Annotated in this window: 22 protein-coding genes; 12 read left to right on the forward strand and 10 right to left on the reverse strand. The window is 60.8% G+C overall.

What is annotated here, in order from left to right:
• Positions 1-15 precede the first annotated feature (15 nt).
• From WG908_RS03010 to WG908_RS03040, 7 genes are all read right to left on the reverse strand, one after another.
• Complete coding sequence (locus WG908_RS03010; RefSeq protein ID WP_340185089.1) at positions 16-195, reverse strand: FAD-dependent monooxygenase; 180 nt, start codon at positions 193-195, stop codon at positions 16-18.
• Positions 192-1,133, reverse strand: coding sequence for a Gfo/Idh/MocA family oxidoreductase (locus WG908_RS03015; RefSeq protein ID WP_340185090.1), 942 nt, complete (start codon positions 1,131-1,133; stop codon positions 192-194). Before WG908_RS03015 ends, WG908_RS03010 begins: the two co-directional genes overlap by 4 nt.
• A 23-nt stretch (positions 1,134-1,156) precedes the next feature.
• Positions 1,157-1,999 (reverse strand): class III extradiol dioxygenase subunit beta, encoded by an 843-nt coding sequence (locus WG908_RS03020; RefSeq protein ID WP_340185091.1) that lies wholly within the window; start codon positions 1,997-1,999, stop codon positions 1,157-1,159.
• Positions 1,999-2,418 carry a protocatechuate 4,5-dioxygenase subunit alpha gene (ligA, locus tag WG908_RS03025; protein ID WP_340185092.1) on the reverse strand — a complete coding sequence of 140 codons (420 nt, stop codon included), beginning with the start codon at positions 2,416-2,418 and terminating at the stop codon, positions 1,999-2,001. Before ligA ends, WG908_RS03020 begins: the two co-directional genes overlap by 1 nt.
• Entirely contained in the window at positions 2,415-3,440 is a 1,026-nt protein-coding gene (locus WG908_RS03030; protein ID WP_340185093.1) for an amidohydrolase family protein, read from the reverse strand. Before WG908_RS03030 ends, ligA begins: the two co-directional genes overlap by 4 nt.
• Positions 3,437-4,315: an NAD(P)-dependent oxidoreductase gene (locus tag WG908_RS03035; RefSeq protein WP_340185094.1), complete on the reverse strand. Its 879-nt coding sequence runs from the start codon at positions 4,313-4,315 to the stop codon at positions 3,437-3,439. The genes WG908_RS03030 and WG908_RS03035 overlap by 4 nt, the downstream gene beginning before the upstream one ends.
• Positions 4,316-4,382: 67 nt before the next feature.
• Complete coding sequence (locus WG908_RS03040) at positions 4,383-5,555, reverse strand: LysR family transcriptional regulator (RefSeq protein WP_340185095.1); 1,173 nt, start codon at positions 5,553-5,555, stop codon at positions 4,383-4,385.
• A 101-nt stretch (positions 5,556-5,656) separates the two neighbouring features.
• On the opposite strand from WG908_RS03040, the gene ligK reads away from it, so the two are divergent.
• The 3 genes from ligK to WG908_RS03055 are packed head-to-tail and all read left to right on the forward strand — an operon-like array spanning position 5,657 to position 8,305.
• The gene (ligK, locus tag WG908_RS03045) at positions 5,657-6,331 is read left to right on the forward strand and encodes a 4-carboxy-4-hydroxy-2-oxoadipate aldolase/oxaloacetate decarboxylase (protein WP_340185096.1); all 675 of its coding nucleotides are present in this window, start codon (positions 5,657-5,659) and stop codon (positions 6,329-6,331) included.
• Positions 6,324-7,379 carry a 4-oxalomesaconate tautomerase gene (locus tag WG908_RS03050; RefSeq protein WP_340185097.1) on the forward strand — a complete coding sequence of 352 codons (1,056 nt, stop codon included), beginning with the start codon at positions 6,324-6,326 and terminating at the stop codon, positions 7,377-7,379. The genes ligK and WG908_RS03050 overlap by 8 nt, the downstream gene beginning before the upstream one ends.
• Positions 7,376-8,305, forward strand: coding sequence for an amidohydrolase family protein (locus WG908_RS03055; protein ID WP_340185098.1), 930 nt, complete (start codon positions 7,376-7,378; stop codon positions 8,303-8,305). The genes WG908_RS03050 and WG908_RS03055 overlap by 4 nt, the downstream gene beginning before the upstream one ends.
• 26 nt (positions 8,306-8,331) lie before the next feature.
• Here the strand turns inward: WG908_RS03055 and WG908_RS03060 are convergent, their stop codons facing one another.
• Positions 8,332-8,574 (reverse strand): antirestriction protein ArdA, encoded by a 243-nt coding sequence (locus tag WG908_RS03060; RefSeq protein WP_340185099.1) that lies wholly within the window; start codon positions 8,572-8,574, stop codon positions 8,332-8,334.
• Between the two features lie 451 nt (positions 8,575-9,025).
• Between WG908_RS03060 and WG908_RS03065 the strand changes: the two genes are divergently transcribed.
• From WG908_RS03065 to WG908_RS03105, 9 genes are all read left to right on the forward strand, one after another.
• On the forward strand, positions 9,026-10,297 hold the full coding sequence (locus tag WG908_RS03065) for a tyrosine-type recombinase/integrase (protein ID WP_340185100.1): 1,272 nt from the start codon (positions 9,026-9,028) through the stop codon (positions 10,295-10,297).
• A gap of 106 nt (positions 10,298-10,403) precedes the next feature.
• Positions 10,404-10,985: a tyrosine-type recombinase/integrase gene (locus WG908_RS03070; protein ID WP_340185101.1), complete on the forward strand. Its 582-nt coding sequence runs from the start codon at positions 10,404-10,406 to the stop codon at positions 10,983-10,985.
• The gene (locus WG908_RS03075; RefSeq protein ID WP_340185102.1) at positions 10,982-11,584 is read left to right on the forward strand and encodes a hypothetical protein; all 603 of its coding nucleotides are present in this window, start codon (positions 10,982-10,984) and stop codon (positions 11,582-11,584) included. The genes WG908_RS03070 and WG908_RS03075 overlap by 4 nt, the downstream gene beginning before the upstream one ends.
• Before the next feature lie 149 nt (positions 11,585-11,733).
• Positions 11,734-12,063 (forward strand): DUF3768 domain-containing protein, encoded by a 330-nt coding sequence (locus WG908_RS03080; protein ID WP_340185103.1) that lies wholly within the window; start codon positions 11,734-11,736, stop codon positions 12,061-12,063.
• 2 nt (positions 12,064-12,065) lie between these two features.
• Positions 12,066-12,665 carry a hypothetical protein gene (locus WG908_RS03085; RefSeq protein ID WP_340185104.1) on the forward strand — a complete coding sequence of 200 codons (600 nt, stop codon included), beginning with the start codon at positions 12,066-12,068 and terminating at the stop codon, positions 12,663-12,665.
• A 418-nt stretch (positions 12,666-13,083) separates the two neighbouring features.
• A complete protein-coding gene (locus WG908_RS03090; protein WP_340185105.1) occupies positions 13,084-13,683 on the forward strand; it encodes a DUF805 domain-containing protein in 600 nt (199 codons plus the stop codon).
• Positions 13,684-13,864: 181 nt separating this feature from the next.
• Entirely contained in the window at positions 13,865-14,719 is an 855-nt protein-coding gene (locus tag WG908_RS03095; protein ID WP_340185106.1) for a hypothetical protein, read from the forward strand.
• Between the two features lie 50 nt (positions 14,720-14,769).
• Positions 14,770-15,639: an SHOCT domain-containing protein gene (locus tag WG908_RS03100; protein ID WP_340185107.1), complete on the forward strand. Its 870-nt coding sequence runs from the start codon at positions 14,770-14,772 to the stop codon at positions 15,637-15,639.
• Entirely contained in the window at positions 15,633-15,977 is a 345-nt protein-coding gene (locus WG908_RS03105) for a lysozyme inhibitor LprI family protein (protein WP_340185108.1), read from the forward strand. The genes WG908_RS03100 and WG908_RS03105 overlap by 7 nt, the downstream gene beginning before the upstream one ends.
• A 293-nt stretch (positions 15,978-16,270) precedes the next feature.
• Here the strand turns inward: WG908_RS03105 and WG908_RS03110 are convergent, their stop codons facing one another.
• Positions 16,271-16,447 (reverse strand): hypothetical protein, encoded by a 177-nt coding sequence (locus WG908_RS03110; protein ID WP_340185109.1) that lies wholly within the window; start codon positions 16,445-16,447, stop codon positions 16,271-16,273.
• A gap of 48 nt (positions 16,448-16,495) precedes the next feature.
• Positions 16,496-16,741, reverse strand: a complete 246-nt coding sequence (locus tag WG908_RS03115) for a hypothetical protein (protein ID WP_340185110.1) — start codon at positions 16,739-16,741, stop codon at positions 16,496-16,498.
• Between the last annotated feature and the right edge of the window lie 578 nt (positions 16,742-17,319).

Consider the following 17,319-nt stretch of genomic DNA (forward strand, 5'->3'; position numbering starts at 1 on the left):
CACCGGGCGGCATCGTTATCGGCGACAGCTTGCATGTGCCGCTGGCGATACCGTCCGGTACGCAAAAGCCTGAAGCGGCGATGCTGCCGCTCCAGGTGCAACGCAGTCGATCCCTTCGCTACGCAACCGGTGACCGAGCATCGGCCCCGCCGGCGCCGAACCGATGATCGCAACCTGGGTACGGCGCACCGTCACGACGCGAGCTGCTTTTCGAGATCACCCAGTACGCGATAGCAGTCGAGCACCTGGCGGACCGAACCGTTGGGTTCGCGCGCTTCGCGGATGGCGGCGATGAATTCGCGATCCTGCAATTCGATGCCGTTCATTGACACCGCGACATGGCTGACGTCGATCGGCTGTTCCTTGCCGTTCACCAGCTCATCATAGCGCGCGATATAGGTCGCGCTATCGCCAATATAGCGAAAGAAGGTGCCCAGCGGCCCGTCATTGTTGAAACTGAGCGACAGTGTACAGATCGCGCCGCTCTCGCTCTTCAACTGGATCGACATGTCCATCGCTATGCCCAGTTCGGGATGGATAGGCCCCTCGATCGCATTGGCCTGTACGATCCGGCCGGCCTGATAGGCGAACAGGTCGACCGTATGTGCGGCATGGTGCCAGAGCAGATGGTCGGTCCAGCTCCGTGCCTCACCCTTCGCATTGATATTCTTGCGGCGGAAGAAATAGGTCTGCACGTCCATCTGTTGCAGGGTGAGTTCGCCCGCTACGATCCGGTTATGGACATATTGGTGGCTGGGATTGAAGCGGCGGGTATGGCCGACCATGCAGGTAAGGCCCGTTTCCTGCTGCTTCGCCACAACGGCTTGCGCATCGGCCCAGCTATCGGCGAGCGGGATTTCCACCTGGACATGCTTGCCCGCGTTCATGCAGGCAAGCGCCTGTTGGGCGTGCATCTGCGTGGGCGTGCAGAGGATAACCGCATCGACATCGTCGCGGGCAAGCGCATCTTCCAGATGCTCTGAACTATGCCTGGCGCCATATTTGCTGGCGACCGCCGCAGCCTGTTCACCAGTGCGACTGATGATCGAGACGATTTCAACGCCATCGACCTTTTTCAGACCTTCGAGATGCTTTTCGCCGAACGCACCGGCGCCGGCCAGGGCTATACGCATGGAATTTCCTTGTATCTTTGCCGTCAGGCGATCGGTTCGAGCACGATATGCCCGACCGCCGTGTTGGATGCCGGGACGTGGTAATGGCGATGCAGTGCGCGGACATTTGGCCCGAGCGCACCGCGCATAATGAGCCACATGACCATCTCGATCCCCTCGGACCCGGTCTCGCGCAGATATTCGATGTGCGGGATGTGACGGAGGCGTTGCGGGTCATCGACCAGATCGTCGAGGAAGCGATTGTCCCATTCGGCGTTGATGAGACCGGCGCGCGGCCCCTGTAGCTGGTGGCTCATGCCACCCGTGCCCCAGATCTGGACGTTTATGTCCTCGTGATAGCTTTCCACGGCACGGGCGATAGCTTCGCCGAGCGCGTAGCACCGGTTTCCGGTCGGCGGCGGATACGTGACGACGTTGACCGCCAGCGGAACGACTTTGCACGGCCAGGCTTCCGGTTGGTTGAACATCAGGCTCAATGGCACGGTCAGTCCGTGATCGACATCCATCTGGTTGACGATCGTCATGTCGAACTCGTCGAGGATGCACGACTGGGCGATATGCCAGGCGAGATCGGGATCCCCGATCACTTGCGGAACCGGGCGCGGTCCCCAGCCCTCGTCCGCGCTCTTGTAGCGTTCCCCACAGCCGATCGCGAAAGTGGGGATGAAGTTCATGTCGAAGGCGCTGGCATGGTCGTTATAGACCAGGATCACGACGTCCGGCTTTTGCGCCGCTTCCCAGGCGCGGGTCCACTCGAACCCGGCAAAGCAATCCTTCCAATAGGGTTCCTGCGTCTTGCCATGGTCGATCGTCGCGCCCAGCGCCGGAACATGGCTGGCGCCAACGCCAGCAGTTATACGGGCCATCAATAGGGATCCTTCATCGAGCGTAGGCCGACCGGTGAGCGACCGCCAGCGATCATCATCGCCTGATAGTCGGAGGCGCTCATGCCGGACATCGTACCGACCGCCTGCCAAAAGCTCTCATCGGTGAAGAACCGTTTGGCGAGGAAGTAGATATTGCCACCCTCATCCAGCGCCGCGTTATAATCACGGTCCAGCACCGCCTGTTTCTGCGGCTCGGTCAACGGCCATTCTTCCAGATAACCGCTTTCGTCAGCCTTGAAGCGTGCGCGATTTTCCGCTTTCATCAGCGTCATGCAGAACTGGTTGAGCCAATAGCCCTTGCACGCCCGCACGGTGGTGAAAACGCGGGTGCCGGGAATATCCTCCAACTCGGCCAGATAATCGTGAATGTTTTGGCGTTTGGGAATGTCGGCCATCATCGCCCCTGCCCTTTCAGCATGGCATCCAGGCGTGGAAAAACCTTGCGCGCATTGCCCGCGAAGATCGCGTCGCGCGCTTCCGCGCTAATGTCGAGCGCATCGACATAGCGCTTGGTATCGTCGAAATAATGGCCCGTCGTGGGATCGATGCCACGGACTGCGCCGACCATTTCAGAGCCGAACAGGATATTTCTGCTATCGATCACGTCTGCCAGCAGATCGATGCCCGGCTGGTGATAGACGCAGGTATCAAAGAAGATATTGTTCATCAGGTGCGTCGACAGGTCTGGCTTTTGAAGCATGTCGGCCAGGCCGCGATAACGCCCCCAATGATAGGGAACCGCACCGCCGCCATGCGGAATGATAAAACGCAATGTCGGGAAATCCGCAAACAAATCGCCCTCCAGCAATTGCATGAAGGCGATGGTATCGGCGGCGATATAATAACCGCCAGTGGCATGCATCGCCGGATTGCAGCTGCCCGACACATGGATCATCGCCGGAACATCCAGGTCCACCATCTTTTCGTAGAAGGGATACCAATATCTGTCCGTCAACGGCGGCTGGCGGAAATGCCCGCCGCTGGGATCGGGGTTGAGGTTGCAACCGATAAAACCGAGTTCGGTTACGCAACGCTCCAGCTCGGCAATCGAATTGCGCATGTCGGTGTCCGGCGATTGCGGCAACATGCACACGCCCGCGAACACATCGGGATAGAGGGCGACAACGCGCGCGATAAGATCGTTGCAGCGTATCGCCCATTCCTTGGCCATCGCCGCGTCACCGACATGGGGCGCCATTGCCGAAGCGCGGGGCGAAAAGATCGTCATGTCCGCGCCGCGTTCCTTGATGAGGCGCAGCTGGTTGGACTCGATCGTCTCACGGATTTCGGCATCGCTGATAGCGGGATAGGGTGGCACGGCTTCACCCGCCTTGAACGCCGCCTTCTGCGCATCGCGCCAGGCGTCATGGCCCTTGGGCAGCACGGTGTAGTGGCCGTGACAGTCGATCACCAGTGTCATGCGTTCTGCTTTCTCATCAACTCTATCTGCGCAATCTTGGCCGACAATCCTTCGGCGGGCCGATCCAGGCCAAGCCCGCCAATGGCGCGCTGACGCACGACCGTGCCGCGTGTCATCTCCGCGCCGGTGCCAAGCCCATCGAGCGTCTTTACCACCTCTTCCATTTCGGCGGCGCGGCGCAGACCATGGACCATCATGCGGTCGAGATTATAGTCGGCGTGGCTATCCCAAGGTTTGGGCTTCTCACTATCATCGAGCGAGGCGATAACCTCTTCGCGTACACCGGCGGCCTCTGCGGCCAGCACACATTCGGCGGTCAGCGCCTCAAGCCCCTTGACCATCACCGAACGGATCATCTTTATCGACGAAGCCCGGCCAACGCTATCGCCGACGACGCGGATATTGGTGAAACCCAGTGCGGCAAGCTGTTCGGTCGCAGCCTCCGCCTGTGCGCCGCTCAATAGCAATGGAACAGCGAGACGGATGGGATTGACCGGCGCCATCACCGCCACATCGACATAATGGCCACCAGCGGCCTCTATCACGCGCGCTGCGGCCAGCTTGGTTTGCGGCGCAATGCTGTTCATGTCGTAATAGAATGTGCCAGGGGAAAGGTCGGCGGCGGCAGCCTCTGCCGCGGGCAGTGCTTGATCCGCAGTGACGAGCGAGAGCAACAGGTCGGCACCAATGACGATCTCCGCCATCGTATCACGCCCGTCTGCCTGCGCTGCGGCGTAATCGGCCAGCTTGGCGGCGCGCGTGTCGGCACGGTCCGTCTTGCTGTCATAGATACGGCAGCCCACGACCCAATCACCCGCCTGGACGAAAGTGCGGCCCGCTTCTCCGAAGCCGATCAATCCGGTCATTACCTCCATGCCGCTCTTGTAGCCATCGGGAGGACATGGGCGCCAATCCAATCACCGCCGAAGCGATAAGCTGATGCTAATCCTTGGGGACGGGACGCATCTTTCCGGCCTCTTCTTCCAGCGTTGCCATGAACTTCAGTTGCAGCGGCGTTGGTCGCCAGTCGGCGCGGGTTGTGAGGCCGATTATGCGATTGACCACACCGGGCGCAACCCCCAGTTGAACGAGCCAGCCTGCTTCCAGTTCGACCGCCACCTGATCGGGCGAGAGCATGGTGAGAAAGTCGGTCTGCCCGAGCAGTTGGCGAATGGTGATGACCGAACCACATTCGACTGGCACTTTTGGCAGTTCGACATCAGCAAGCGCGAACATGTGCCGCCACAGCCCGCGCAGAGGCGTACCCTCCGCGGCCATGACCCAGGGAAACGCTGCCAGATCTGCCGGGTTTGGTCGCCCTGCTTCCTGGGCGAGCGGATGGCCGGGGCGCGCCAATATCAACGGCTGATCGGTGAACAAGGCGGTCTGGACCAGATCCGGACCGGGAGGTTCGTCGCGCAGCGCGCCGATCATCATGTCGATATCGCCGTCCCGTAGCGGTCCGAGCAATTCGGCGTGCGATCCTTCGGCGACAGAGAAGTCGACTTGCGCATGGTCGCGAAGAAATGTGGCTATTGCATTGGGCAGGAGGCGAGCGCGAGATAGCGGCATGGCACCGACCGCGATATGGCCTACCTCCCTGCCCTGCAATGCAGCAATCTCCGCAAGACCGGATCGGAGTTCGGCCAGCGCGAGCCGAAAATTACGCGCAATTTCGTCCCCGCGCCGGGTGAGCATGACTCCACGGCCCCGCCGATCGACGAGCCGCGTGCCCAGCGCCAACGACAGGTCGGCGACCGCGCGATGCAGCGAGGCTTCGGCCAGCCCGGTCGCGCCCGCCGCCGCCGCATAGCTGCCATATTGCGCCAAAGCGACGAAGGCGCGGATCTGTGCCGCCGTGGCGCGTCGGTTGCCCAGCAAACGCAGCGCGTTATTGGCGCGCTCAGCCAGCAAATGCGCCGCCGGTGTCGCAACCAGTGTGCCCGGCACACGATCGAACAGCGCCATGCCAATCTGCCGCTCCAGCTTGGCGATTCCCTGCGTGATGGCCGGCTGGGTCAGGTTCACCGCGCGCGCCGCCACGCTGATGCTGCCGCTGCGCACGACGAGCGGGAGCGCCATGAGGTGACGAATGTTGAGTTGATCCGGGCTCATTCGAATCGATCATTAGCAATTACTTATGCCTGATGCACGAGTTCCCATTTGCACAGAGCCAGACGAAACGCGCATCAGGTCGCACAAATCAGGAGAAGAGCATGGCTGGCATCGTCGTCCAGAATATCGAACGCCCGGCGTTGTCCGTGATCGATGGCCTCGCGAAATGCGGCGTGGCGACATGCCACGAGGCGCAAGGGCGAACTGGCCTGCTCGCACCCTATATGCGGCCTATTTATACTGGCGCCCGGATCGCCGGGGCCGCCGTCACCATCTCCGCACCGCCCGGCGACAACTGGATGGTGCATGTCGCCATCGAACAACTGCGCGAAGGCGACGTGCTGCTGCTCGCGCCCACCAGCCCCTGCTCGGACGGCTATTTCGGCGATCTGCTGGCAACATCGGCGCAGGCGCGCGGATGTCGCGGCCTGATCATCGACGCAGGTGTACGCGACCTGCGTGATCTGAAAGATATGAACTTTCCCGTCTGGTCCAGGACAGTCCATGCTCAGGGGACGATCAAAGCCACGCTCGGATCGGTCAATGTTCCCGTCGTGTGCGCCAACGCGCTGGTCAATCCCGGCGACGTGGTGATTGCCGACGACGATGGCGTGTGCATCGTACCGCGCGTGGATGCCGAAGCGGTGCTGGCCAAGGCGCAGGCGCGCGAGGCACTGGAAGAAGCGAAACGCCAGCGGCTGGCCTCCGGCGAACTGGGCCTCGATATTTACGACATGCGCGGCAAGCTGGCCGAGATAGGGTTGAAATATGTCTGATCGCGCGCCCGTCATGTGGATGCGCGGGGGAACATCGAAGGGGGGTTATTTCCTTAAGGATGACCTGCCAACAGACACCACGGAACGCGACGCCTTCCTCTTGCGTGTCATGGGATCGCCCGATGCACGCCAGATCGATGGCATGGGTGGCGCGGACCCGCTGACCAGCAAGGTGGCGGTGGTCGCAAGGTCGACGCGCGAGGGGATCGACGTCGATTATCTGTTCCTGCAGGTCTTCGTTGACAAGGCTCTGGTGTCCGAAAGCCAGAATTGCGGCAACATTCTTGCCGGAATTGGACCGTTCGCGATCGAGCGTGGGCTGGTCGCAGCGCAGGATGGAGAGACGCGCGTTTTCATCTACATGGAAAATACCGGACAAGGTGCGATGGCAACAGTGCAGACGCCCGGCGGCGTTGTTACTTATGCAGGGGACTCGCGTATCGATGGCGTGCCGGGTGTTGCGGCCCCCGTGCCACTGGAGTTTCGCGACACTGCTGGGTCATCTTGCGGGGCGCTTCTGCCCACCGGCAATGCGGTCGATATCGTCAACGGCGTGCCGGTGACACTGATAGACAACGGGATGCCCTGCGTTGTGATGAAAGCAAGTAATGTCGGCGCAACAGGATATGAAAGCCGTGACGAGCTGGACGCGGACACGGCATTGAAAGCGAAGATCGAAGCCATAAGGCTGGCGGTTGGAGAGCGGATGAACCTGGGCGACGTGACCGACAAATCGGTCCCCAAGATGATGCTGGTCGCCCCGCCCCGCAATGGTGGCGCGGTCACGGTACGCAGTTTCATCCCGCATCGCGCTCATGCGTCGATCGGGGTGCTGGGTGCGGTCAGCGTGGCTACCGCCTGTCTGATCGCCGGGTCGCCCGCTGCCGAAGTTGCGGATGTTCGCGATGGGCGTCGAAAGACGCTGTCGGTCGAGCATCCGACCGGCGAGACGACCTGCCTCATGGAACTGGACGAAAACGGCACGGTAGTCAGCGCAGCAATGCTGCGCACTGCACGCAAATTGATGGACGGAGTGGTTTTCGCATGAGTGCCGATACGCAGGAGCGCATCATCAGCTGGCATGGTAATCCGTCGGTCCCGCGCTTTACGCCACCGCCCGGCGCGGTCGATGCGCATTGCCATGTGTTCGGGCCGATGGCGCAGTTTCCGTTCAGCGCACAATCCAAATATCTGCCCGAAGATGCCGGTGCGGACATGCTGTTCGCGCTGCGTGACCGGCTTGGCTTCTCGCGCAACGTCATCGTGCAGGCGAGCTGCCACGGCACCGACAACAGTGCGACGCTGGATGCCATCGCAAAATCCGATGGCAAGGCGCGCGGGGTCGCCGTGGTTGATCCGGCGATTTCCGATGCGGAGCTGGACAGATTGCACGCCGGCGGGATCCGAGGCGTTCGGTTCAACTTCCTCAAGCGGCTGGTCGATAACGCGCCCAAAGACAAATTTCTCGACATCGCCCGGCGTGTCGAGGCGCTTGGCTGGCATGTCGTCGTTTATTTCGAGGCGGATATATTGGAGGAATTGCGTCCTTTCCTCGACGCGATTCCGACGCTGATCGTCATCGATCATATGGGGCGGCCTGACGTCGCACAGGGGCCGGATGGCGTTGACATGCGAGCGTTACGCGCTTTGCTAGATAGCCGGGACGACATCTGGATGAAGGTGACCTGCCCCGACCGGCTTGACGCCAAGGGTCCGCCCTGGGACGATTTCGTTGCGGCAGTCGCGCCCCTGATCGCCGGCTATTGCGACCGTGTGCTGTGGGGGACCGACTGGCCGCACCCGAACATGCAGGACGCAATAGCTGACGATGGCGCGCTGGTCGACATGGTCCCGCGTATCGCCCCGACGCTTGAACTCCAGCGCAAGCTGCTGATCGACAATCCGATTAGCCTCTACTGGCCCGAAGCGCCGCCGCAATGGTGGAGCAAGGCCGCGCCAAGATCGTCATGTTGATGAACGAACGCGGCCAGTTCGGCAACTCAGTCCAAGGATTCGTCTTCGTCAATGCGAGTGCCCCCGAACCCTTCATAATCATGGATGGCCCATTCTCCGGCATCTGCCAGCGGCGAGGCGCGCAACATGGCCGCGACCTCATCCCATAGCGCCCACGGCTCTTGATCGGCGTCGATCCATGCCCCGTGCAGGATGCCGTAATTGTAGGCCGCAAGGCAGGCCACATAGATGCGGGGTTGTTCGGTCTGGTCGGTGACGGTTGCTCCCATGGCTTTCTCCGTTGGGTTTGAGTAGTCGCCCGTTCGCTTGCTGAATCCCCGATCTCGTCAGACACCCGCCACCTCGCTCAAAGAGCGGCAATCATCCCGGCGAATGGGCACCGCGCAAGGCGGCCGGCAGGCCACACTTACCCCGTGTGGGCAAGATACGCAGCACATATGTGGATAGCGCCGCCGTCGTTATTTCGCTCGCGGAGAGGATGCGAGCAAAACACGGAGCAAAACAATCCGGGGGCGGGGCTTAGCAAACGACGGAAAAGCGTGGAGCGGGTAGCGGGGATCGAACCCGCATCACAAGCTTGGAAGTTTGATGATAGGGTGTACGCCAAGGCGGCCATAAGAGAAATATTGGCTAATTTCCGCCATTTTATTACCACACGTTCCTTTGCCTTCCCCTGCAATTCCCGCTAATGTGATTGCTAGGTGATTGCTAGGACTCGATATGGCGCAAGGACACATTACAAAGCGGGCGGTGGACGCACTTCAGGTGGGCGCAACCCCGCAATTCCTGTGGGATAACGAAATTAAAGGATTTGGCCTGAAGCTCACGCCGTCCGGTGGCCGGACATATATCTTCCAATACCGAATGGGCGGCCGGGCATCGAAGGTCCAAAGGCATACGATTGGCGCTCATGGCGCCTGGACCCCGGATCAAGCCAGGAAGGAAGCAAAGCGGCTATCTCATATTGTTGATCGTGGAGAAGATCCTGGATTTATCAAGCGGGAGAAACGACACGCTGCCATCGATCTTGCCTTTTCCGCCTACGCTGAACGCTTCATCGCCGAGTATCTCGCGAGTGAGTGGAAAGGTGGTCATGAGCTTGCCGCCGGCCTTCTCAGGCGTGAAGCCATGCCGGTGCTCAAGGATCGACCGCTCACTGAAATTCGGCGCTCTGACATCTCAACGATCATGGATCGTATGGCTGATCGGCCGGCTAGTCGTCGTAACGCATTTGCAGCGCTTCGGCGGCTGTTGAGATGGGCTGTCAGTCGTGGAGACCTACCTCAGTCTCCCATGAGCGAAATGGAGCCGCCGCCCGCCCCCGTATCGCGAGATCGGGTTTTGGACGACGTGGAACTCACTGTGGTTTGGCATGCGGCAAATAAACTGGGCTATCCCTTTAGCTCCTTCGTAAGGCTTCTGATTCTTACGGGACAGCGTCGCGAAGAGGTGGCGGGTATGACATGGGCAGAGGTAAAACGGGCAGATGGGCGTTGGACGATCCCAGCCCAAAGATCGAAAAACGGCATCGCTCATGATGTGCCCTTGAGTGCTCAGGTCATTGAAATCTTGGACGCTATCTCGAAACAGCAAGGGAACAAACGTGATGTGTGGCCGAGTTCGGGCTACATCATTACAGCAAGCGGGGACAAACCGGCTCGCGGGTTCTCCGTAGCGAAGACGCGCCTCAACCGGTTTTGCACCCAAATGATTAAGCAGCTCGAACTTACGGAATTCGATAAGGGCGAACTGCCGTCTTGGCGGTTTCACGATCTCAGACGGACTTGCGCTACGGGACTCCAACGTTTGGGCGTCCGATTTGAAGTGACGGAAGCTGTTCTTAACCACCTTAGCGGTACGCGATCGGGTATCGCCGGGGTGTATCAGCGCCATACATGGTCGGAGGAAAAGCATGCAGCTCTGACAGCTTGGTCTTCGCACGTGACATCGGCCGTTAACAAGCTGGGCAGAGAGGATAAATTAGATAAATAATTGAGTTTAAAGGATAATTTGACATTTTGGTGTCATTCTGCTACAGTAGCGTGGCTTGCTGCTGGACTGCCCAGCGCTAGCTCCATCCACATAGCGGAACATTCTTATGTCCAGACAACCTGCAAAGGTTCTGGAGCCGGTCGACATACGCCTCCTGATGGCGCACGTCCGGTTCCAGCGCCATCCCGACCGCAATCGCGTTATGATCCTCCTGAGTTTCAAGGCTGGCCTGCGGGCCTGTGAGATCGCTGGATTGACCTGGCCCATGGTGCTGGCGTCGGACGGCACCATAGCCATGCATCTGAGCATAGCGCGCGCCATCGCCAAATATGGTTCGGCACGGCAAATCCCCATTCATCGACAACTCCGTGCCGGCCTGGATGTGCTTCACAGGCGGAGCGGACGACCGTCGGCCGGACCTGTCATCCAGTCCGAACGGGGTAACGCCATGGCGGCGGGCGCGATCGTGAACTGGTTCTCCGCGACCTACCGTGCCCTGGGCTTGTCCGGCTGTTCCTCCCACTCCGGCAGGCGGACGTTCATTACACGGGCTGCGCGGCTGCTTCCACGCACAGGCGGCTCGCTTAGAGACGTTCAGGAACTTGCCGGGCACCGCGCGCTGACCACCACCGAGCGCTATATCGAGGGAGACCGTGAAGCGCAGCACAAGCTGGTGCGAATGATGTGATCACTGTTCGCCGCTTCTGGAAGCTCGATCAGGCGCTCCGCCTACTGGATTTTGGTCCCCTCCTGGATTGGACGGAATCGATCGACCCGCCGGCAAGCGGCGACGACTTCGCCGAACAGGCCATCTACGTGATCTGTAATTCCGGAATGCGCTACATCGTCGCTGGCCCGATCTTCGAGCGCTGCATGGTTGCGCTGCGGTCTGGGGCAAGCGCCACGACCGTCTACGGCCATCCTGGCAAGAGCCGCGCGATCGACGATATCTGGCGCGACCGTGACGATATCTTTTCTGGCTACCAGGGCGCGGACGACAAGCTTGCCTACTGCCAGGCGCTGCCTTGGATCGGACCAGTCACCAAATATCACCTGGTGAAGAACCTGGGCGTGGATACGGCCAAGCCGGACGTGCACCTGATGCGCCTAGCCAAGCGCGACAAGACCACGCCGCTGAAGCTGTGCCAGCGATTGTCCAAGCATACAGGCCGTCGGATCGCCACGGTGGACACCACATTATGGCTCGCCTGTGCCGAGGGCATATTGAGCTCCCGGCGCTACGAGAAAAAGGGCTGGCGCGCAGCTTTCGCCGGCAGCGCTGCTTAGGCGATCCTCCCGGCCAGGGCTGAGCGCCTGCCGCCCCGCACCTTGTCCAACAACGGCGATATGTCGGCGCAATTCCCAACCTGAAGGAGACTGTTATGTCAGCACGGCCAGATTCTGCCTATGGAAAGAACAAATCAAGAACTTCTGATTTGGAGGAGCGCATTGCCCGCATCCGCGCGCTCAACGATCAACTGCGCAGTTTTCGCCTGGGTGGGTTCGTCACCATCACACAGGGCATCCAAGGCCTGGGCAAGACGGCGCTGCAGGAAATCCTGATGCGCGTCGCCAAGTTCGACAGCTTCGAGGAGGGCAACGATCCCTATGGCGAGCATGATTTCGGTGCGCTGGAATATGGGGGACAGCGGATCTTCTGGAAGATCGACTATTACGACAAAAGTCTGGAAGGTGGTTCGCCCAATCCGGCCGACCCCGATGTCACCAGCCGGGTCATCACCATCATGCTCGCGTCGGAATATTGATCGTGAGCGAACACGCTGCCCTCGCCCTCATGGAAGCGCGAGAGGATATGGAGCCGCTCAGGCAAGGAGAGCTGGATGGGTTGTGCGGGCTCTACGCCATCCTCAATACCGTGCGGCTGCTGGCCTATCCAGACAGGCACCTGCACCCTATTCAAACCCGCAAGCTGTTCAAGCGCGGCATCGAAGTCCTTGCGGACCGGCAGGAGCTGAAGATCGCTCTGGCCGAAGGGATGCAGTCGGGCATGTGGGAGATGCTGTGTCAGGCCCTCAGCTTCGAGATTCACAGCATCACAGGGTTTCGACTGCGGCGACGGTCCGTCTTTGCCTCGAAGATCGGTGTGACGCCGTCAGGCATCGCGAAGGCAATCCGCTATCATCTCGATCACGGCCGGCCGGTGCTGGCGGTGCTGGGCGGCAAATATAATCATTGGACGGTGATTGCAGGCTACAGCCGCCATCGGCTGCATCTATTCGATAGCTATGGCTATTGCTGGATCAATGCGCGGTCACTGACTTTGGACGAGCATCTGACCAATCGGGCGCATCTGCTCAACGTCGATACGACCATAGCCGTTGAGCGGGTCGCTGATGAAGAGAACTAGGCGGCGCTTGCCAAGCTCCCAAGCCACCGTCTACCATAGCACTGCCTCCGCGATACTCGGGGGCGGGGCGTGGAAACCTCAAAGTAGTCAGCCGGTCACAGATATTCTGGGGCCGGGTGGCATGCGCGCATGTCCAGCCGGCAACGGTAAAGGCGCATGCGCCTGTGGGCTACTTCAGGTTTCCAACATCCGGCTTCGGCCGTCGCCCCAATCGAAAAAGGGGGCGGCGCCGGGGTGGAGGATGATCAAGAACGATATGCGCTAAGCCACAGTTGCTGGCTCGCTTCGGTCGACGTCCAGTTCGCCAACCACAATTTCGTGAAGCAGCGCCTCGGATCGCAGTATCCAAAGCGCGACCATATCATGCGTGGGCATTTCGATGCCCGCGCCTTTTCCACATGTCCTACAGGAGGGTTCGATGCAGGGATTTCTTGCGTTCAGGCGCTATTTTGATTTTTCCGGCCGCAGCGGTCGCGCCGAGTTTTGGCAGTATATCCTGATTCTGGTGGGGCTCCTGCTGTTGAGCGCCGTAATCGGTTACGATAGCGTCGAACCCAAGCTGCCTATGTTGACGATCCTGGTCCTGCTGGGGACCATCGTGCCGAGCTACGCCGTCACGATCCGACGCTTGCACGATCGCGGAATCACAGGCTGGGCCGTGGGCGTGATCTGGATTTTGAACGGCATAAATTACACCCTTGCGGACATGCAAGCCAGCTCTGGGAGCGCTCTGATCGCGACGCTCGCCAAGGTCGCAGCAGGCGGGACCGCCGTATACGCTCTTCTCCTTTGCTATCCGCTCATCATGCCCGGCAATCCTGAACCCAATGAATATGGCCCGCCCTATCATCCAGATGGCGAACATCCCGGTAAGCCGGATAGCAAGGTCACCGTTACTGCGTCCCAGGCTCCAATGGAGGACAGGCTGGGGCAGATCGAACGGCTGGCCAAGCTGCGCCACGACGGCATCCTGACCGACGCCGAGTTCCAGCAGCAGAAGGCCGCGCTGCTGAAGTGAAAGGCGCGCCCACCTCGGCAAGTCAGGCTTCCGGCCCGCCGCCCGCTTCGAAAAGGAAGTCCTCATGATGATTGTCAGAGTCCTGATGCGGCTGCTGCCGATATCCTTATGCTTGCTCCTCCCCACAGCATGCTCCCAGCTCATGGGGTCAGGCGTCCCGGAAAATGTGCTGGCTACTTGCGTGGCGACTTCTACCGGCGAAGTGACAGTTCCCAGCGACACCAGTGTTCGCGAGTTGATGGAGCCGCTCCAGCGTAAAAATCCCAGCGTTGTTTGGGAAAGCACTGGAGGCCGGTCCGGCATCATACGCCTACGGACGGCAGATAAGCTGACCGGCAAGGTCGTCACCATCGCCCTGGAGCTTACAGAGATGCCCGGCCAGTCCGACCCTGCGGCTTGCGCGTCGGGGATGTCACTCATCAATCGCATGGAGGCGGACGGTAACGTGCTGACCGGGGTCGAGGCGCAGACGATAATCCTGGGCATGTTGCAGAAGATACGTGAGGAGGCCGCTGCAGCCGAAACGGCTGATCCCGCGCCGGTCCCGGCCACGCCGCGGCAACCGCAAGCCAGTGCGGCAACCGAGCCGCTTATCAATGGCTGCTATCATCTCGAAAGCTGCGCCTACTCCAAGGTTCTAAGCGTCGAGACGATCAAGGAGCAAGGTGGCGAGCGCTTGCTGCGCGCGTCCCTCCAGCGTGGCGAGGTGAGCGATGCTACCGGCGCGCCAGCCGACATGCAGCGCATCCGCTGGGACGACGAGCCCGCGACCATCTACGCCTTCTGTTCGACGCGCTCGCCCGCCATCGCCTGGCGCCAGGACAGCGCATATCTCGCCGAAGAGTTCGACTTTGCCAGTGGCGGCGTTGCCGGCGTGCAGCAGGACAGCGCCAACACCTATCAGGCGCTCTGCCACAATATCTACGACAATAGCTTGGCCAATATCGCCTCATCGCTTGGCTATCGGCCATTGCAGGACGGCGGGCGCGGTCAGTTCACCATCAACAATCCGGCCGAGCTGTTCGCTGGCCGGTAGCAGCGCGCGGTCCGCCCGCGGGGCATACACCCATATCTCAGGAGACCATCATGGAAGATCGCTTCGCCAATTTGGAACGGCTGGCTCGGCTGCGCGACGAGGGCATGCTCACTGCCGAAGAGTTCGCTGCCGAAAAGGCGCGGCTACTGGGAAGCGCCGGTGCCAATGGAGCGCAAGTTGCCTCGGAACGATTGGAGCAGGCCGAAGAGTCGGTCGTTCATCCAGGTTCTGTTGCGGAGCGCCATGGGCTACGATCCGGCAGAACGGCTCTTGCCATCGTCCTCGTCATTGCCGCGGCTCTGACGGCGGCAGGCGGCGCTTATTTTTACGGGCGAGATGCGGCTCCAGCGCCGGCCCTCCCGTCGCCATCGCCGGTGGTCCGCAACGATGCGCCTGTGGCGATCACTCCGCCAGCCCAACCCGTGCCTGCAGCCTTGCTGCTGGACGGCGACATCAAGTTCAGCGACCCGGCCAACTGCAAAGCCAGCAAGGGTACAGAGGCCCTGTTCAGCAATGTGCTCGTGCCTCCCAACGGCGACGTCGCGAACATCAGGAGCAAGCCGATCCGCGTCGGACCTGATCAGATCAAGATCAAGCCGATCTTCAAGAAAAGCAGCGATGAAGATATGGTCGCGTATGAAGGCGTTGCCGAATTCCCCCAGCCCGCTACGTGGCATGGGCTGAAAGTGCGCGGCGTAACGGCAACCCTCGACGTGGTTCCGGAATCGGACTCCACCTATTCGAGGCAAATCCGCTTTTCTGAAGCGCCGGACACTCTGCGCGCAGCCTTGAACAAGCTGGGGTTCGCGATCCCTCCCTCGCCCGACTATGCCAATCTCACCGATGACGCCTGCGGCGGGTCCATGCAGATCATCGCGATACCGGGCGGCAGCGCGCTTCAATGCAGCTGGGGATGCTGATCAACCACATCAAGAAAGGAAACACCATGCGCCGCCTATATCTATTGACGGCGATCTTGTTGGCTACCCTGCCTGTCGCGCTTATGGCCCAGGACACGCGCAATGCTGAACTCGCGCACGCCGACGCGCAGCTGAACAGCTCCTACCGAGCGCTTATGCGACGGCTTTCCTCTAGTGATCAAAATGCGCTGCGAAAGGCCCAACGCGCTTGGTTGGCCTTTCGTGATGCGGATTGCGCATTTGGATGGCCCGACCGGCGTGAATGCCTGGCACAACGCACCGAAGAGCGGACACAGCAACTGATGGATAGCCCCTATTTCAACAGCACCCGCAAATAGGTGCAAACGCCTCGGCTGGCCCGGCCGTGCCTTCGGCGACGGGGCAGGCATGAGGGTGACGCACGTGCTCACCATTCGCGGGTCCGTCGGCTACGGGGGGCGATACCCGCCGGGTGCGGTGCCGGTGGCGCCGCCGCCGATAATGATGGAGCAGTCAGCCGTGGCAAATGACGGCCGGGTGATGCCGGGCAGACAACGAACATGGTCGCTATGCAGGTGGACTTTGCGTTGGTGCGGAAATGACCGCGGCCGCGGACATAAAGGAACCCCCGCCGTAGCGGGGGTTGCTCGTCTTACGCGTCGGTGCCGGGCTCGTTGGTCTTGGGCGCCTTGCCGTCCTCTGCACGACCTTCGTTCCGCAGATCGCGCCCTTCCTGAGCCTTCTTCTGGCTCACGGGCGACTTGCCGTGCTCGTTCAGCTCCTCCTTGATGTAACCCGCTGCTTCTTTGGCTTTGCCTTCGATGCTCATGCTCTTCTCCTGCGATAGAGCCACAATATAGTGACACCCATTAAGCGCTTAACTGCGCCAGAAGGTCCCAGCATGATCTCGCGAAATGACGAGGTCAGGATAATGCGCGCTTGGGTAAGCGGCGGACTTGTCATTCAACATCAGCCTGGCGCCCTGTGACTGGATGACGGATGATATGGGGCCGGCCATCAGGCTCGTCATTCCGGACAAATGGACCGTAACCCGCAAGCGCGTGTCCTCCGCGTCGATCGTGCACGGCACCTCCGCGCCCATGGTAAACACGGTCAGCGCCATGCGGTCGGCGCTGGGCCAGGAGTGCGTGATAGTGGCCGCGCCGCCGGGTATATGGGAGGCGAGCTTGTCCGCGCGCGGCCATGCGGCTCTTGGCCTCTTCGCGACCGAGGGTGTGTGGGATGTCGATGACGGTGGGTGTGGGCATTCTGCAGGGACGTGCGGGACGGTGGGTTGTTCCCCGGCGACGACGGGCCTGCTACGATGCTACGTTTTCACCTCTGTCGGAAGGCGATCATATTGCCGCCGAGTGCTTTCGGCCCGTTAGTTGAAATTGGCCGGTAGGTGCATGTCCGGTTCGGAGCGCGGATGCAGGGATAGCTGCCGTTCGCTTGCGGTCAGCTCCCGACCAGCTTGAGCCGTTCGCAGGTCGCATGAGAACGGCCGCATCCTGCAAAACCGGCCGTTCGCTTATGATGCCGATGGTGGTAGCAAATGGTTCTTCGCGGCGATCGCCGCTCATTTGGACGCGGCTGTTGCATCCTGAAAGGCCAGTTGACCGCGAACGCAGCATCGCCTGGTCACGGTGGATGATCGACGTCTACGACATCGGAGCCGACTTGCTTGACCGGGCCGCGCGA

Origin of the sequence: Sphingobium anseongense (genome assembly GCF_037725245.1) — a bacterium.
In the GTDB taxonomy this organism is placed as follows: domain Bacteria; phylum Pseudomonadota; class Alphaproteobacteria; order Sphingomonadales; family Sphingomonadaceae; genus Sphingobium.

Coding starts and splice junctions, on each gene's coding strand:
- WG908_RS03065 (WP_340185100.1), top strand. CDS start 9,026: ATGGCGCAAGGACACATTACAAAGCGGGCGGTGGACGCACTTCAGGTG.
- ligK (WP_340185096.1), top strand. CDS start 5,657: ATGGCTGGCATCGTCGTCCAGAATATCGAACGCCCGGCGTTGTCCGTG.
- ligA (WP_340185092.1), bottom strand. CDS start 2,418: ATGATGGCCGACATTCCCAAACGCCAAAACATTCACGATTATCTGGCC.
- WG908_RS03030 (WP_340185093.1), bottom strand. CDS start 3,440: ATGACACTGGTGATCGACTGTCACGGCCACTACACCGTGCTGCCCAAG.
- WG908_RS03055 (WP_340185098.1), top strand. CDS start 7,376: ATGAGTGCCGATACGCAGGAGCGCATCATCAGCTGGCATGGTAATCCG.
- WG908_RS03020 (WP_340185091.1), bottom strand. CDS start 1,999: ATGGCCCGTATAACTGCTGGCGTTGGCGCCAGCCATGTTCCGGCGCTG.
- WG908_RS03090 (WP_340185105.1), top strand. CDS start 13,084: ATGCAGGGATTTCTTGCGTTCAGGCGCTATTTTGATTTTTCCGGCCGC.
- WG908_RS03015 (WP_340185090.1), bottom strand. CDS start 1,133: ATGCGTATAGCCCTGGCCGGCGCCGGTGCGTTCGGCGAAAAGCATCTC.
- WG908_RS03060 (WP_340185099.1), bottom strand. CDS start 8,574: ATGGGAGCAACCGTCACCGACCAGACCGAACAACCCCGCATCTATGTG.
- WG908_RS03035 (WP_340185094.1), bottom strand. CDS start 4,315: ATGGAGGTAATGACCGGATTGATCGGCTTCGGAGAAGCGGGCCGCACT.
- WG908_RS03050 (WP_340185097.1), top strand. CDS start 6,324: ATGTCTGATCGCGCGCCCGTCATGTGGATGCGCGGGGGAACATCGAAG.
- WG908_RS03070 (WP_340185101.1), top strand. CDS start 10,404: ATGTCCAGACAACCTGCAAAGGTTCTGGAGCCGGTCGACATACGCCTC.
- WG908_RS03110 (WP_340185109.1), bottom strand. CDS start 16,447: ATGAGCATCGAAGGCAAAGCCAAAGAAGCAGCGGGTTACATCAAGGAG.
- WG908_RS03040 (WP_340185095.1), bottom strand. CDS start 5,555: ATGAGCCCGGATCAACTCAACATTCGTCACCTCATGGCGCTCCCGCTC.
- WG908_RS03115 (WP_340185110.1), bottom strand. CDS start 16,741: ATGGCGCTGACCGTGTTTACCATGGGCGCGGAGGTGCCGTGCACGATC.
- WG908_RS03105 (WP_340185108.1), top strand. CDS start 15,633: ATGCTGATCAACCACATCAAGAAAGGAAACACCATGCGCCGCCTATAT.
- WG908_RS03100 (WP_340185107.1), top strand. CDS start 14,770: ATGGAAGATCGCTTCGCCAATTTGGAACGGCTGGCTCGGCTGCGCGAC.